Genomic DNA, 13,803 nt, shown 5'->3' on the forward strand with positions numbered 1-13,803 from the left:
GTCACACCGGTCCGGTGACCGGATGTACGAAAGGCGACGCCTTCCGCGACGTCTTCGTCGGCTGCCTATTTTCCGGCGCTTCCTCGTCGCCTTCCTCTTCTTCTTCCTCGTCTTCTTTACCCGGAGTGCTCTGGATGCAGAACATCGGCCCCTGCTGCAGTAGCGCGTAGAGCTCGGCGGTGCTTTTGGCAATGATGGCGGCGCCTACCGCGGAGTCGATTTCCGTCTCAGCCACAGCCTGCGCAAGATCGTCCTGGGAGGCGTGACGCAGCATCGCGTCCTTGCCCATTTTTTCGAGAAAGTCGATAACGCTCGACATAATGATGACCCCCTAGTCGTTGTGTGTCGCGAAGAGCTTCCCCGTAACTCACGCCGCTTCCTCTCCCCAGGATTCGACGTGGAGCCCGATCATATCTCCCTTCTTTGCCGAAAATGTGGAGGCCTGGGCGTCCTCATGGGCCGCCACGTTGCCATGGCCGCCGATAGCGCGCTCCTTCATCCGGCCGTCAGGCATGCGCAACGGCGAGATCCAGGGCAGTCAGCCGCGCGCGTATCTCCGGGTCGGGCTGCATGGCCCGCGAAGGCGGGATGACCAGCGTATCCGCCATGGTGAGATCCGCCTCAGGCAAGGCCTGCAGAGGCAAACGCTCGATCCGGGGCGACTGGATGGGCAGGGTCGCGGCACGATAAATGATGACCTCGTGATCCAGCGGGTAATCGCGTGCCAACACCTCGATCAACACCTGGCGGTAGGCGGCCCCGGTGGCAAAACGCTTGTTGGTCTGATCGCCCGCCAGTCCCACCTGCCACAGCACCAGCCAGGCGCTTGGATCGATACAACGTCGATAAAGCATGTACTGGCTGGTTTCGTAGTGCTGGCAACCGCAGGTGCCAGGATCGATGCCCAGATCGGCATAGAGGCAATCTTCGGATGAAATGCCTGGCTCCATTTGAGCGGGGTAGCCTTCCTGCCGAGCCACCTCGATCGCCCTATGCGGCGCCCGTGCGAAGACGCCTGGGTGACCGTAAAACACCGCGCATACGCGCTTGCCTGCGCGTACCTCGGCCATGATGGCGTCGACCATTTCCCGATAGGTTTGCTGACGCGGCTTACCGTCCCGGTAGTACGGCTGCAGGCTACGCACATCCGCGTGCATCTCCGTGAGCCAGAGTTCGACGATGCCATCGGAGACACCCGCGAACACCACGTCCGCGTTCTCGATGTGGCTACGTGCCAGCGGGCTGATATGCGAACCGAGGGTAATGCCGATGCCTACGCATGCCAGGCGGCCGGTCGAAGTGGGCGTGCTCAATGCGCAGTGCTCCTGAGTGCGTGACGGGCAGTGGATCGCCGGTTTCCTTGTCGTCAGCACTCAGCATAAGCGGGGCTCGATGAGGTATGCCACCGTGCGTTGGAACCTTTGCAGCGTCTCTTCGACCTGGACGGTGCCGCCTACCGGCTGCGGACGGCACCTATAGGAGTGCTTGGTGGATCGACGCCCGGGTGCACACCTTGTGCGTTGGTCGCATCGGTAAGGCCCGGTCCTTCAAGCATGCCTGGGCAGCGGCGCTTTGTCGGTCAGGAACGGCACCACGACATCAAGAAACGCCTCCGCGTGCTCGGTATGCAAGCGGTGGCCGCTGCCAAGGTAGTGGGTGCTGGCGTGCGGGAGCTGGTTGGCGAGCAGTCCGATGCGCCGGGTGACGGCGCCGTCGTTGTGGCTGGCCAGCAACAGGCAGGGTGCTTCAATCGTGCCGAGTCCTTGCCACCAGTGTGGCATCGGTGCCCTCAAGGCGGGCAGTACCGTGCGCGCCGAACGAAAGTCGAATTCCCTGAGCAGCCAGAGTCGGGCAATGCGTGCGGCACCAAGCGTTCGAGCGGACCGCCACCAAGCAGGCTTTGCCTGCAGGGCCTGGAGTTCTGCCGCGTCGGCCGCATCCCTCGGTGGCACCGGGGCGGCTTCGATGACGAGTCGATCGATGCGGTCGGCCAGGCGCATGGCGAGTCGCAAGGCCAGATGTCCGCCCAGCGAGTGGCCGACGAGACTCATATACCGTAGCTGGAGTGCGTCGAGCAGGCCGATCAGATCCTGCTCGAAGTCCTCCAGCGCATAGCTGTCGGCCCAGGCGCTGCGCCCGTGGCCACGAAGGTCGGGCACGATGACCCGAAAGCCCCGCCGCGCCAGCGCGCCTGCCACCTCAGTCCAGCTGGCGGACTGGCTGGCGAAGGCATGGATAAGCACGACCGGCTCGCCGTCATCGTCGCCAGCGGTGCGGTAGGCGAGTGGCCGACCTTGGATGTCGACTTGCTGGTGAGGTGAAAGGCGTGCATCCATGGTCACTCGATGTCCGCAAACGGGGCAGGAAGTCCGGGTTTTCCGCGTATCAACAGGTTTCGTTGCGCAGGCAGGCAATCAGCGTGGGATCGCTGCCGATCAGGTCGAAGATCGGCAAGACGAGCTTCTTGCCGTTGTCGCTGTTGGTGAGGATCACGGTGCCGTTGCGATCCTTCAGGCTGAGATAGACCAGGGTGGCCACGCCCTCGTCGGAACCGTCGTGCATCAGATAGGTGTCATCGCCAAAGCGGATCACCTCCCAGCCCAGTCCCATGCCTTCATCATCGGGGCAGCCCGTCTTGATCGGCATGCACTTGGGGATCTTCTCCCTGACCTGGATGCGGATGCGCTCCTGCGCGACCGCGGGCGTGAGGCCAGTGTCGTCGAGCACGGCCTGCATGAACTTGGCGTAGTCGCGCGCGGTGGTATAGAGCATGTCGGATGCAAAGGCCTTGTCGGCGATCTCGGGTTCGAGCACCTTGCCCTGCGCGTTGGTCGGCACGGCGATCCTTCCCTTGAACCAGGGGCGGCCGGTATAGGCCGTGTCGGTCATGCCGAGTGGTTGCAGTACCTGGGTTTCCGCCAGCGTTTCGAATGGCGTCCGCAGTTTGTTCTCGGCAAAGCGCTTCATGTACTCGTAGCCCTCGCCGGAGTAACCGAAGGCCTGGCCGGGCGGTCGCTTGAACGTCAGTACACCACCGGTCATCCGGCGCCAGTTGGGAAAGCCGGTCTGGTGGCTTAGCGAGTAGCGCGGCGTCAGCAACTTGGCGCGTTCGTCCCTGGCGATATCCGGATCGAGCCAGTATGTGTACATGGGCTCATCCAGCGAGACTTTGCCTTCGGAGACCAGGCGCAGCATGACTTGCGCGGTCACCGGCTTGGTCAGCGATGCCACGTTGTAGAGCGTGGCCTCCGTGGCCGGCACGCCGGGGCTTTGCGACCCGTAGGCCGCCACGAATACGACCTTGCCATGCTCGATATGCGCGATGGAAACGCTAGGTACGCCGTTGTCGGCCAGCAGCTTCGGCATCTGGCGGTCGAGCAGCGCATGCAGCGCCTTGGTGCGTCCGGTATCGGTCGTTTCCTTGTTGCCCGCGCTGGCGCAGGCACTCAAGGCCAGCGTGACGCAAAGGGTGCCGCAGATCATCCGTGCGCGTGTCATGGTGCGTCCTTGAGTGGGGTTGTCATCGGTTGCCTGCTTAGCTCAGCCCATTGGGCCAGCACGAAACCACGGTTCTGGATTCGCTGCGGGGGCGGTAGTCCATCGACCGAGGGGAACAGGCCATGCGTGGGCGAGACGCCGTCGTCATCGGCACGTGCCGTGATGGCGCCATCAAGCCGCTGGCCATCGCGAAGCTTGAGGTTGAAGCCGAGGATATAAGGGCGTCGCGTAGCATCATCGATGTTCAGGCTGCCGGTGGTGACGCCGCGCAGAAAGCCGCTCTTGGTGATGCGGGCTTCGTTGAGCAGCGAGGTCAGCTGATCCGCAAGCGTGACTTTGATGTCGCCGGAGGGCAGTACTTGCAGGGTGATCGGGATGGTGCCCTGATAGGTGTCGACGTCGCCCTTCCAGATGCCGATCCATTCGGCGGGTGGTTCAAACGTCGGCGTGGTCGATGACGTGGATCTCGGTGGTGGCGTCCATCCGGGCAGCAGTGCCTGCATGATTTGATCGGCTACGACGGGAGCCAGCCGTTCCTCGGCGTTGGTGAGCACGACCACCACGAGATGTTTGGCCGGGATCAGGCGTAGTTCGGTACGCACGCCGGGCATGTCGCCGTCATGCGAGATCACTTCATAACCGGATTGTTGGCCGATTTCCCAGCCGACGCCATAACTCTTGCCGTTGCCTTCATCCATCGTCGGCTGATGCATGGCATCGATCAAGGCATCGGGCAGGATGGCCATCTGATCGGGCAGATGGGTTTTCAGCTGGAACATGCCGAAGCGCGCCATATCGTGCGCACTCGCGTAGATCGCCGAGGCGCCGTCATGATCGGTTTGGTAGGGCGGGATGGGTTGCCCGTCGTGGCCATAGCGGACGGCTTCCAGGGCAGCGCGCTTCGCCGTGGTATCGACGGCGCTGCGCTGCATGCCGAGCGGAGCAAACACGGCGTCGTGCATGACGTCGGCAAAGGACTTGCCCGCGAGCCTGGCGATGACGTGGTCAAGGATGCCGTAGCCAAGATTGGAATAGCGAAACGTCTCGCCCGGTGGCGTCATCAGCTGGCCGTAGCGCTGGATGATGACGTCCGCTGTGGGCCGCCGCCATGGCTCGTTCGCATAGAAGAACTGGTAGTGCTCGGGCAGGCCGGAGGAGTGATTGGCCACGCGTCTTACTGTGGCGTCGCGCGCGTCGCCAATCCGGGCGACCAGGGGCGAGTTGCCCAAATAGTCGTTGATGGGATGGTCGAGATCGAGCTTGCCAGCATTCACCAGTGTCATCAGCGCGGTGGCGGTCAGCGGCTTGGAGATGGACGCGAGGGAGTACATGGTCTGTGCGGTGGCGGCTCGCCGGTGTTCCTTGTCCGCGAGGCCGAAACCCTCTTCCCATACGATGTGGCCATCCTGTGCTACCGCGACAGCAAGCGAGGCCACGTGCTGCTGTTGCAACTGGGCGGGGATGGAGCGGCGAATGGCGTCGAAGGGATCGCTGGCCGCGAACGCATGGGCGGCGAACATCATGCCTGCACCGAGCAGGACGGTACCGATCGCGAGCGAACGCCTAGGGGGTCGCAACGAACAAGGGCGTGGACGTCTGACCAGATGCACCAACATCGGTGATGCTCCCCATCCTCTAGGAATCGCCATGCGCCGTCGTGGCCGCCCGGAACTGCGATGCGGCATGCTGCCCCAAAGGTTTAAGCTGGTGCAGTGCCGTTCGGCCTGGTGACGCCAGGCCGCGCACGGATCGCAACGTGGTAGCGGATACCTAAAGGAGAGCCGTTATGCGATTGCTGCGTTTCATCAAAGGCGATCGGGAAGGCGTGGCCATGGATACCGATAGCGGGCATCGGGCGCGCTTCGTAGACGAGGCCGGCTATCCCGGTCCTATCTCGTCGCTAGCCTGCATGAGCGCAGGCGACTTGGCCCGCGCAGCGGACGATCTTCGCGCCGGTGAAAGCATCGATCTCGCCGCCGTCACGTTTCTTCCACCTTGCGGGCAGACCGGAAAAATTGTTTGCCTCGGCCTGAACTATCGCGACCATGCCCACGAGTTCGACTTCGAGCCGCCGGTCTATCCCACGCTGTTCGCGCGCTTTGCGTCCAGCCTGATTGGACATGGTCAACACCTGATCCGTCCGCGTGTTTCTGAGAAGTTCGACTACGAGGGCGAACTGGCGGTGATACTTGGTCGCGGTGGGCGGCATATTGCGCAGACGGCGGCGCTGGAACATGTCTTTGGCTATGCCGTCTTCAATGACGGCTCGATTCGGGATTACCAGCTGCTTACACCGCAGTGGACGGTGGGCAAGAACTTCGACGGCACGGGAGCCTTCGGCCCCTGGGTGGTCACGGCGGACGAATTGCCGCTAGGCGCGACGGGCCTGATGTTGGAGACGCGTCTCAACGGCATCGTCATGCAGCGGGCATCGACCAGCGACATGATCTTCGGCGTGGCGCAGACCATCGCCCTGCTCAGTGAGGCGATGACACTGGATGCGGGCGATGTGATCGTCATGGGTACGCCATCGGGCGTGGGTTATGCGCGCAAGCCGCCCGTTTACATGAAGGCAGGCGATATCTGTGAAGTCGATATCGAGCGCATCGGTGTGCTGCGCAACGTCGTGGCCGACGAAGCCTGACTGCGCCGCTCGAAGCTCACTTCGAGCGGCGCAGGAGCGTCTCACGAAGCACTAGGTTGCATGGCCGCCAGGGCTGTCAGCAGGGCCGTGCCCTTCGGGCTGCCCAGGCCGGTACACGCGTCCCAGCCCTTGGCCGCCTTGTAGTGGCCGTCGTTGCCCTTGGTGATGTCGTTGAACGCGCTTTCGCCGATAGCGTAGAACGCTGCGTGCGGATCGCCCAGGCTGCGTCCGAGTTGCTGGTTGAAGCGCGCAATCAACGCCGCCCATAACGGGGCCACCGCGCTGGTGCCGCCGATGACTTCGTCGCTGCCATCCACGCGCACCTGGTAGCCGGTGGTCGGATCCGCATCACCGGCAACGTCCGGCACGCCGCGGCCGACGAACTTGTTGGCACCCTTGGGCACTTTCGACGTGCTTTGCCAGGAAGGCAGGGCAAAGCTGGCGCTGACGCCGCCGCCGGTGGCGCCCTCGTTGCTGGCCAGTTCGTTCCACACCGTCTCGCTCGTGATGGCGCTGGCACTGGCAACGAGCTTGGTGCCACCGCAGGCCAGGGCGTAGGGGCTGGAGGCGGGAAAGTCGACGTGCGGCTTGCCATCGCTTTCGCCGTCGGTGAAGCCGCTGTCGCCACAGGCCACTGTGACGGTGACGCCCAGTGCCACCGCGTCCGCCAGTGCGGACTCCATCGCAGCGAGCGTGGCCGGCGCCCAGCTGTCTTCGGGGCCACCCCAGCTGATCGAGATCACCGAAGGATGGTTGGTCGTGTCGTGCGCGGCTTGCGAGATGGCTTCGTAGAACCCCTGATCGGTATTCGGTGCGAAATACAGAGCAATGGCAGCGCCCGGCGCGAGCGAGCCGACCACTTCCACATCCAGCATCACTTCACCGTCGGCGTCACTGCCGGTCTGGCTGCTGCCGCCGGCCACGGACACCTGGGTGACGGTGGGCACCTGGCTGATGCCAAGTCCCTGGATGTATTGGGTGAAGTCGGCCTGGGTGTAGCCGCCGCCCAGTTCCAGCACGGCCACGGTCTGGCCGCTGCCGTCCGTGTTGGCGGGAAAGTCGTAGAGCTGGGCGACCCGCAGCGGCGTATAGCTGACCGACGCTTGCGCTGCGGGGCGGCGGAAGTGGGGGCGCGCCACGGGCCGCTTGTCCAGGCCCAGCACGGCGATCACGCGCGATGACAGATCGGCCGGCAAGGCCGGCTGACCGTGGCAGCCGAGCATCACCGCGCCGCCGTCATCGAACTGATAACGCCCCAGGGTCACGCCGAACGCCTGCTGCAGCGCTTGCGGCGTACCGCGCAGATGAACCACGCGTCGATGCGGCTCGCTGGCGGTTTCCTGCAAGCCGTGCTGGTGCGCAAACCCGCGCACGTTCTCCACATCGGCGGGATCCGCTCCCCATTGCGCACCGAAGTCCTCACGCCGGGGCGCCGGCCTGTGCGGCCACGCGGCTGGCGTGGGGTGGTCGCCACGCCGCCGTAGGACCACGGTGACGTCGATGGGCTCGGTGCCCTCATGCGGGCCAAGGTAGCGGGCGTCAGCGGCCAGGGGCCAATGCTTGCGATGGGCGGAGGTCGGGCTCTGGCTCATGGATCGGACTCCTTGGTGGGCTGGGAGAGACTGCATCGGCGAATGTGTCAGCCGGGTGATGCCTGGCCATGCGGTTCATCGATCATGTGGCTTGGCGGTCTCATGGTCCGCGTCAAAGCGTCCTAAGCGGCAGGGGAGGCGCGAGGCGCTAAAATGCTTCGATGTCTTACGCGAGAGTCCGCTTATGAGCTTCCCCGCCCTCCGCATGCGCCGCATGCGCCGCGATGCTTTCTCCCGCGCGCTGATGCGCGAGAACACCTTGCTGCCCAGCGACCTGATCATGGTGGCCTTCGTCATCGAAGGCGAGGGGCAACGCGAGCCGGTGCCGTCGATGCCAGGCGTCGAGCGTCTGTCCATCGATGAGCTGCTGAAGCTGGCGGGCGAATGCGTGCGCCTGGGCATTCCGGCGCTCGCCTTGTTTCCCTCGCCCGGCAGCGCGGTGAAAACCGAAGATGCGCGCGAGGCCTGGAATCCTCAGGCACTCATGCAGCGCGCCACGCGTGCCTTGAAGGCGACGTATCCTGAGCTGGGACTCATCGGCGACGTTGCGCTCGACCCGTACACCACGCATGGACAGGACGGCTTGATCGACGACGACGGCTACGTGATGAACGAGCCGACCATCGAGGCACTGATCAAGATGTCACTGGCGCAGGCCGAGGCTGGCATGGATTTCGTGGCGCCGTCGGACATGATGGATGGCCGCATCGGTGCGATCCGCGATGCGCTGGAAGATGCCGGTTACATCCACACGCGCATCCTGGCCTATTCGGCCAAGTACGCGTCGGCATTCTATGGTCCGTTCCGCGATGCGGTCGGTTCGGCAGCGAACCTGGGCAAGGGCAACAAGCACACTTATCAGATGGATGTCGGCAACAGCGATGAAGCGTTGCGCGAAATCGAACTCGACATCAGCGAGGGCGCCGATGCCGTGATGGTCAAGCCCGGTATGCCGTACCTGGACGTGCTGCGTCGGGTAAAGGACGCCTTTGGCATGCCTACCTTCGTTTATCAGGTGAGCGGAGAGTACGCGATGTTGAAGGCTGCGGCGCAAAACGGCTGGCTGGACGAGAAGGCCGTGGTGCTCGAATCGCTCACTGCATTCAAGCGTGCGGGTGCCGATGCAATTCTTACGTACTACGCCGTGGATGCGGCGCGGTGGTTGCGCGGGGAATGACATGAGCTTGTCTTTTCGCGGTGTGGCCGTGGCTGCGGGTGTCATTTGCCTGGTATTGGCACTGGTATGGATGGTCGTGCCGTCGGTGCTTTTATGGCTATGGCGAATCGATGCGGCGGCCTCTGCCGAGCTCATGGCGCGTCGCGGTGCGGCGCTGTTTCTTGGCGTTGGCATCATGTTGCTGATGGCACGGGACGCCGGCCCCAGCCCGGCGCGGGGCGCCATAGCGACGGGCCTCTCCGTCAGCTGCGCCACCCTGGCGGTGCTGGGCATCTACGAGTTTGTGCTGGGTCATGCTGGCGTGGGCATCTGGCTGGCCATCGTGGTCGAGATTGCCCTGGCGGCGGGTTTTCTCGTCGTTCGCCGTAGCGAGGAAGGCTGAGGCTCGAAGCGAGCGCCTGTTCGAGTGTCGCGCCGGTCCCTGTTACTCCTTCTCCCCGAAGGGGAGAAGGTTGGGATGAGGGGCGGGTTTGCGATAACGCTACAACCGTGTCTCTCCGCCAGCGTGCCGCTTACGCAGCGGGCGTTCCGAACCGCTGCCGCGGTCCGGGTCACTTTTCTTTTGCTGGCCCAAAAGAAAAGTAACCCAAAGTAGTGGCCTAAAGAGCTCATAGCATGGCGTTGGATACGAGCCTGAAGGGCGTAGCCAGCCAGATAGGTGGCGGCCCATGGCCGATACACAGCGGCTACACCGCAACGCGCCATGGCGCAGAGGGATTAAAGCGTGAGTGGTGCGATGGCCATCTGCGCACCCGGATACCGCAATCGTCACGACCCTCGGCCGACCCTGCCTTAAGTCCTCGCCGCGGTGGCGCGTTGCGGGGGAGGCGCTGCGTCTCGCCGTGGGCGACCAGCTATTGGCTCGCGGAAACCTTCCAACGCTTCTATCCCACGGAGTGCTACCAGTCTTTAAGGCCGTTTTCTTTGGGTTACTTTTCTTTTGGGCCAGCAAAAGAAAAGTGACTCGAGCGCCGGCAGGCGATCGAAACGCCCGCTGCGTAAGCGGCACGCTGGCGGCAACGCTCGGCCATCGCGTTATCGCGTTATCGCGAGCACCCGCCCCTCATCCCAGCCTTCACCCCAAAGGGGCGCAGGAGTAAGAGTGGGTGGCTCGGCGTGCCGGAGCGCACGCCGCATCCCATAGGGAGTTTCTTCGGTCGTAAGGGGCAGCCAGGCGATAACGCCGCAACCGAAGTCGTTCCAAACAGGGGCAGGGGAGCGTTATGCGTACTGCGCAATCCCATTGCCAAACGACCAGTTCTCCTTGGCCGTTTCCAGCAGGCTGATGAACACGTCCTGGGGTCGCAGGCCGGGTTCGGCGACCAGTAGTTCGGCGACGCGCGCATAGAACGCCTGCTTCTGCTCAACAGTACGCGTGTTGTTGCAGGTGATCTGGATGATCACCAGGTCGTCGGTGCGCGGGATGTCCAGATAGTTCGCGTCGTAATCGAACTCGTCGGCCTCGTGCTGGTGCACGAGGATGAAGCGGTCGTTCTGCGGCACGTTGAACGCCTCGATCATGGCGCGATAAATGCCGTTGCGAATGGCGGCGATGTGTTGCGGCGACTTGCCGCGGCGAAGGCTGATGCGGACGAGGGGCATGGCAGAGAATCCCTAGCGATGGGCTTGCGGTTGAGAGACGTGACCGACCTGATAAAGCTGACGATGTTCGGCGGCGAGAGCGGAGTCCGGCTCGTCCCACAACCGAAAGCGAACCCGCGTCCAGGTGGTGGGCTCGAAGGCATTCGCGGCGCCCAGTGCGCCGTGATCGAGATCGTCCTGCAGGGTCCCGTGTTCGTGCTCACGCATCACATCGAGAGCGGTGTACGGCGCAATGCGGACAACATCCCGCGAAGCGAAGCGGGCGAGGCGTGCTTCCGGCGTGAGATAGGCATCCCATACGGGCCAGCATTGGATGGTTGGCCAGCCAAAGGCCTGGGCCAGGTTGGCAAAACCGGCACCGCCGAGAAAGCGCTGCATGGCCGCGCTGTCTTCCCATAGATAGAACGGCGCGTAGAGGTTGTCGCGCGATGTCGCGCCGCGCTCGGCGTAGAGATACGCCTTGAGGTGCAGGCCTTCGAAATCGTCCAGCAGGTGTCCTTTGCTGGCAATGCGTTGGCGCACGATGGCCATGTCATAGTCGGCGGGCAGCACGAAACTGTATTGCATCGCGATCATGTCGAGGTGGCTCCATCGTGGCTACGTACCGTATGACCAGCGCCGGTAGCACGAGTCCAATCGGCATGGGCCGCGGCACAGGTGTTCGGCCCGGCCATTTTCGTCCGGCCGGAGTCACGATCCTGTCGGTGCCGGCCATGGCCCGTGCCGTAGTTCACGCAGCGCCTGCTCTGTAAATTCTGAGGATTCCACTGTAGGCCAGTCCTTCAATCCATAAAATCGGGAAATTTTTGATTGTTATTGCTAATAATCGGGATAGTTGTCCGTCGTCCAGGCCGCAGGCAGGAGCTTCGCCCAGGGCAAAAACGAGCGTCAGCCATCGCCATGCCACCGCATCCTCTAAGGCCGTGTCGGCCGCTATGATGGGTCTGGGGATTCCATCAGGGTGTGCACCGCAATGATGTTCGAAGGGGAGGGCTCACGGCGTCACGAGCGCCTCTATGCCCTTTGGCTGTCCGTGGGGCTTTTCGCAGCTCATCAGTTGATTGAGCTGCTGGTTGCGTTCGCTTATCACCGCCATGTTCTGGACGTCTGCTACTGGGACTGCAAGTGGTATGCGGGCATCTCCCTGCATGGCTATGCACAGACGGCGACCGCGGCGAATCACCAGGCCAATTGGGCATTTTTTCCGCTGTTTCCCCTCCTGGTCGTGCTGATAAACGCGGCAACCTCGCTGTCGATTCCCTTGGTTTCGGTGTTGCTCGGGAAGGTTCTTTTCCTTTTTGCCATCTACGCTTTCATCGAGTTCTCGAAGAGATACAGCGAACGCGTGCCGCCGCTTTGCGCGGGAATGATTGTTGCGCTGAGTCCCTATGCCCTCTACGGCAACACGGGATATACCGAGCCGCTGTTCCTGCTGCTGACCTGCGTGTTCTTTGTTTTCCTGAAGGACCGTCGATACCTGGCTTGCGGTCTGGTCGGCGCCTTGCTGTCGGCCACCCGCGTGCCGGGGATTTTCGTGGCGCTTCCCTACGCCATCGTGGTGGCTCAACAGTTCCTGCCGGCCAGTCGGGAGCAGAAGCTGGAAATGGTGCTGGGCGGCTTGCTGATTCCGCTGGGCCTCGCGCTGTTCATGCTGCACCTGCATGCCGTCACCGGCGATGCGCTGGCGTTTATCCATGTGCAGAAGGCCTGGGGACGCCCGCTGAGCAATCCGTGGTCGGTGATCGTCGGCGGCTTTGCGCAGGGCAAGATTCATCTGATCTGGGCGTTGATGTCGGTACTGGCCTTGGCCGCCTCACTGTTCCTGATCTTCACTCGGCGCCTGACGCTTGGGCTGTTCTCGCTCTTCTGCACCGCCATTCCGCTGTGGACAGGATTGCAGTCGATGCCCCGCTACATCTGGTGGCAGGCGCCCATCCTGCTGGTGTTGGCGAACGTGATCAGTCGACGGGCGACCATGATCGTCCTTATGCCCATCTTTGTGCTGGGGCTGGCGTATATGTACATAGCGTGGATGGCGGTGAAGTCATGGGTCGTCTGAGCCGAATCTACCCGCTACTCATCGTCGCCTTGCTGGCGTTCTATGCCGTGCTCGCGTTCTGGGTGCTTCATCCGACGGTAAGCGTGGCGTATTTCGAGTACTACCTCTCAGGCACTCAGGCCTCGACACCGCCGTAACACGTGCCGCCGTCGCTAGAGCAGGGGCATAAGGCACCCGATCCGATGTCCGATCGGTCGCCGGTTTCGCTTGACGACAGCCCGCGCCGGGCAGCAATCTCTTCCTGAAAACCGGGAACGTCTGCACTCGGTTTCGCGCGGAATGGGATGATCTATGCGACGTGTCACGTTCGATCTGGATGTCTTGCGCAGCTTCGTCGCCGGCGTCGAGCTGGGCAGCTTTGCGAAGGCTGCTGAGCGCCTTGGACGTTCCACCTCAGCGGTGAGCGCGCAGCTCAAGAAGCTGGAAGAACAGGCCGGTACGCCGGTATTGCGCAAATCGGGGCGGGGCATGGTGCTGACCGAGACCGGCGAGACCATGCTGTCGTATGCGCGGCGCCTGCTCGAACTCAATGACGAAGCCGCCACGGCGCTTCAGGGCGTCGAGCTGGAAGGCTGGGTGCGCTTGGGCCTGCAAGAGGATTTTGGCGAGACCTTGTTGCCCGACGTGCTGGGACGTTTCGCGCGAGCGCATCCCAAGGTGCGTATTGAAGCGCGCATCGCTCGCAATGCGGAGTTGCTTGACCGTGTGGCCTCTGGGCGGCTTGATCTTGCACTGGCCTGGGACACGGGCGCGGTCTCGCCGCATGCCGAACGGCTGGGCGATGCACCGCTGCTGTGGATCGGTGGCCCGGAAGCCGCGATCTTAACAGTGCGCGAGAGTGATGACCCACTACCGCTGGTGATGCTGGAAGCACCTTGTCTCATGCGCACGGCGGCGATTGCGGCGCTCGATCGCGCCGGCATGCCCTGGCGCATTTCATTCACCAGCGCCAGCCTGACCGGCATTTGGGCGGCGGTAGCGGCCGGTCTGGGGGTGTCGCTGCGCACGCCGTTCGGCTTGCCGCCGAGCGTCCGCGCGTTGGCACCGCATGAAACGAGCCTGCCTGCCCTCGGCACGCTGGGACTCTGCCTGCATCGTGCCGAGGCCGAACCATCACCGGCAGTCGACCGACTGGCGAACATCATTGCGCAACAGTGGCAGGGTTTGCCGCGGGTCATCTGATGTGCAGCGCCGCCAACCCGAAGTGCGCCAACAGCTGGGTTCGGATCAT

At 63.3% G+C, this 13,803-nt stretch carries 14 protein-coding genes; 6 read left to right on the forward strand and 8 right to left on the reverse strand.

Going from position 1 to position 13,803, the window contains the following annotated elements:
- Window position 1: 1 nt before the first annotated feature.
- The 5 genes from OUZ30_RS02080 to OUZ30_RS02100 all read right to left on the reverse strand — a co-directional run bounded on the left by OUZ30_RS02080 (window position 2) and on the right by OUZ30_RS02100 (window position 5,021).
- A complete protein-coding gene (locus OUZ30_RS02080) occupies window positions 2-319 on the reverse strand; it encodes a hypothetical protein (protein ID WP_266180506.1) in 318 nt (105 codons plus the stop codon).
- A gap of 187 nt (window positions 320-506) precedes the next feature.
- Window positions 507-1,313: an SAM-dependent methyltransferase gene (locus tag OUZ30_RS02085; protein ID WP_266180507.1), complete on the reverse strand. Its 807-nt coding sequence runs from the start codon at window positions 1,311-1,313 to the stop codon at window positions 507-509.
- A 234-nt stretch (window positions 1,314-1,547) separates the two neighbouring features.
- Window positions 1,548-2,336, reverse strand: a complete 789-nt coding sequence (locus OUZ30_RS02090) for an alpha/beta fold hydrolase (RefSeq protein WP_266180508.1) — start codon at window positions 2,334-2,336, stop codon at window positions 1,548-1,550.
- A 49-nt stretch (window positions 2,337-2,385) separates the two neighbouring features.
- On the reverse strand, window positions 2,386-3,498 hold the full coding sequence (locus OUZ30_RS02095; protein WP_266180509.1) for a serine hydrolase domain-containing protein: 1,113 nt from the start codon (window positions 3,496-3,498) through the stop codon (window positions 2,386-2,388).
- A complete protein-coding gene (locus OUZ30_RS02100) occupies window positions 3,495-5,021 on the reverse strand; it encodes a serine hydrolase domain-containing protein (RefSeq protein ID WP_266180510.1) in 1,527 nt (508 codons plus the stop codon). The genes OUZ30_RS02095 and OUZ30_RS02100 overlap by 4 nt, the downstream gene beginning before the upstream one ends.
- Window positions 5,022-5,284: 263 nt before the next feature.
- Between OUZ30_RS02100 and OUZ30_RS02105 the strand changes: the two genes are divergently transcribed.
- Complete coding sequence (locus tag OUZ30_RS02105) at window positions 5,285-6,142, forward strand: fumarylacetoacetate hydrolase family protein (RefSeq protein WP_266180511.1); 858 nt, start codon at window positions 5,285-5,287, stop codon at window positions 6,140-6,142.
- A gap of 41 nt (window positions 6,143-6,183) precedes the next feature.
- Here OUZ30_RS02105 and OUZ30_RS02110 read toward each other — a convergent pair whose 3' ends face one another.
- Window positions 6,184-7,734 carry a S53 family peptidase gene (locus tag OUZ30_RS02110; RefSeq protein ID WP_266180512.1) on the reverse strand — a complete coding sequence of 517 codons (1,551 nt, stop codon included), beginning with the start codon at window positions 7,732-7,734 and terminating at the stop codon, window positions 6,184-6,186.
- 184 nt (window positions 7,735-7,918) lie between these two features.
- Between OUZ30_RS02110 and hemB the strand changes: the two genes are divergently transcribed.
- On the forward strand, window positions 7,919-8,911 hold the full coding sequence (gene hemB / locus OUZ30_RS02115) for a porphobilinogen synthase (RefSeq protein ID WP_266180513.1): 993 nt from the start codon (window positions 7,919-7,921) through the stop codon (window positions 8,909-8,911).
- A 1-nt stretch (window position 8,912) separates the two neighbouring features.
- The gene (locus OUZ30_RS02120) at window positions 8,913-9,293 is read left to right on the forward strand and encodes a hypothetical protein (protein ID WP_266180515.1); all 381 of its coding nucleotides are present in this window, start codon (window positions 8,913-8,915) and stop codon (window positions 9,291-9,293) included.
- An 839-nt stretch (window positions 9,294-10,132) separates the two neighbouring features.
- On the opposite strand, the gene OUZ30_RS02125 is transcribed toward OUZ30_RS02120, so the two are convergent.
- Complete coding sequence (locus tag OUZ30_RS02125; protein ID WP_266180516.1) at window positions 10,133-10,513, reverse strand: tautomerase family protein; 381 nt, start codon at window positions 10,511-10,513, stop codon at window positions 10,133-10,135.
- Between the two features lie 12 nt (window positions 10,514-10,525).
- Window positions 10,526-11,089, reverse strand: a complete 564-nt coding sequence (locus OUZ30_RS02130; RefSeq protein ID WP_266180517.1) for a DUF4865 family protein — start codon at window positions 11,087-11,089, stop codon at window positions 10,526-10,528.
- 481 nt (window positions 11,090-11,570) lie between these two features.
- On the opposite strand from OUZ30_RS02130, the gene OUZ30_RS02135 reads away from it, so the two are divergent.
- The 3 genes from OUZ30_RS02135 to OUZ30_RS02145 all read left to right on the forward strand — a co-directional run bounded on the left by OUZ30_RS02135 (window position 11,571) and on the right by OUZ30_RS02145 (window position 13,754).
- The gene (locus OUZ30_RS02135; protein ID WP_266180518.1) at window positions 11,571-12,572 is read left to right on the forward strand and encodes a hypothetical protein; all 1,002 of its coding nucleotides are present in this window, start codon (window positions 11,571-11,573) and stop codon (window positions 12,570-12,572) included.
- Complete coding sequence (locus tag OUZ30_RS02140; RefSeq protein ID WP_266180519.1) at window positions 12,560-12,709, forward strand: hypothetical protein; 150 nt, start codon at window positions 12,560-12,562, stop codon at window positions 12,707-12,709. The genes OUZ30_RS02135 and OUZ30_RS02140 overlap by 13 nt, the downstream gene beginning before the upstream one ends.
- A 154-nt stretch (window positions 12,710-12,863) precedes the next feature.
- Window positions 12,864-13,754 (forward strand): LysR substrate-binding domain-containing protein, encoded by an 891-nt coding sequence (locus OUZ30_RS02145; RefSeq protein ID WP_266180520.1) that lies wholly within the window; start codon window positions 12,864-12,866, stop codon window positions 13,752-13,754.
- Window positions 13,755-13,803 lie beyond the last annotated feature (49 nt).

This window comes from Dyella humicola, from assembly GCF_026283945.1.
Lineage (GTDB): Bacteria > Pseudomonadota > Gammaproteobacteria > Xanthomonadales > Rhodanobacteraceae > Dyella > Dyella humicola.

Excerpts from the sequence above, each read along its gene's own strand:
- OUZ30_RS02080 (WP_266180506.1), bottom strand. The coding sequence starts at position 319 with ATGTCGAGCGTTATCGACTTTCTCGAAAAAATGGGCAAGGACGCGATG.
- OUZ30_RS02090 (WP_266180508.1), bottom strand. The coding sequence starts at position 2,336 with ATGGATGCACGCCTTTCACCTCACCAGCAAGTCGACATCCAAGGTCGG.
- OUZ30_RS02095 (WP_266180509.1), bottom strand. The coding sequence starts at position 3,498 with ATGACACGCGCACGGATGATCTGCGGCACCCTTTGCGTCACGCTGGCC.
- OUZ30_RS02100 (WP_266180510.1), bottom strand. The coding sequence starts at position 5,021 with ATGATGTTCGCCGCCCATGCGTTCGCGGCCAGCGATCCCTTCGACGCC.
- OUZ30_RS02105 (WP_266180511.1), top strand. The coding sequence starts at position 5,285 with ATGCGATTGCTGCGTTTCATCAAAGGCGATCGGGAAGGCGTGGCCATG.
- OUZ30_RS02110 (WP_266180512.1), bottom strand. The coding sequence starts at position 7,734 with ATGAGCCAGAGCCCGACCTCCGCCCATCGCAAGCATTGGCCCCTGGCC.
- hemB (WP_266180513.1), top strand. The coding sequence starts at position 7,919 with ATGAGCTTCCCCGCCCTCCGCATGCGCCGCATGCGCCGCGATGCTTTC.
- OUZ30_RS02120 (WP_266180515.1), top strand. The coding sequence starts at position 8,913 with ATGAGCTTGTCTTTTCGCGGTGTGGCCGTGGCTGCGGGTGTCATTTGC.
- OUZ30_RS02125 (WP_266180516.1), bottom strand. The coding sequence starts at position 10,513 with ATGCCCCTCGTCCGCATCAGCCTTCGCCGCGGCAAGTCGCCGCAACAC.
- OUZ30_RS02130 (WP_266180517.1), bottom strand. The coding sequence starts at position 11,089 with ATGATCGCGATGCAATACAGTTTCGTGCTGCCCGCCGACTATGACATG.
- OUZ30_RS02140 (WP_266180519.1), top strand. The coding sequence starts at position 12,560 with ATGGGTCGTCTGAGCCGAATCTACCCGCTACTCATCGTCGCCTTGCTG.
- OUZ30_RS02145 (WP_266180520.1), top strand. The coding sequence starts at position 12,864 with ATGCGACGTGTCACGTTCGATCTGGATGTCTTGCGCAGCTTCGTCGCC.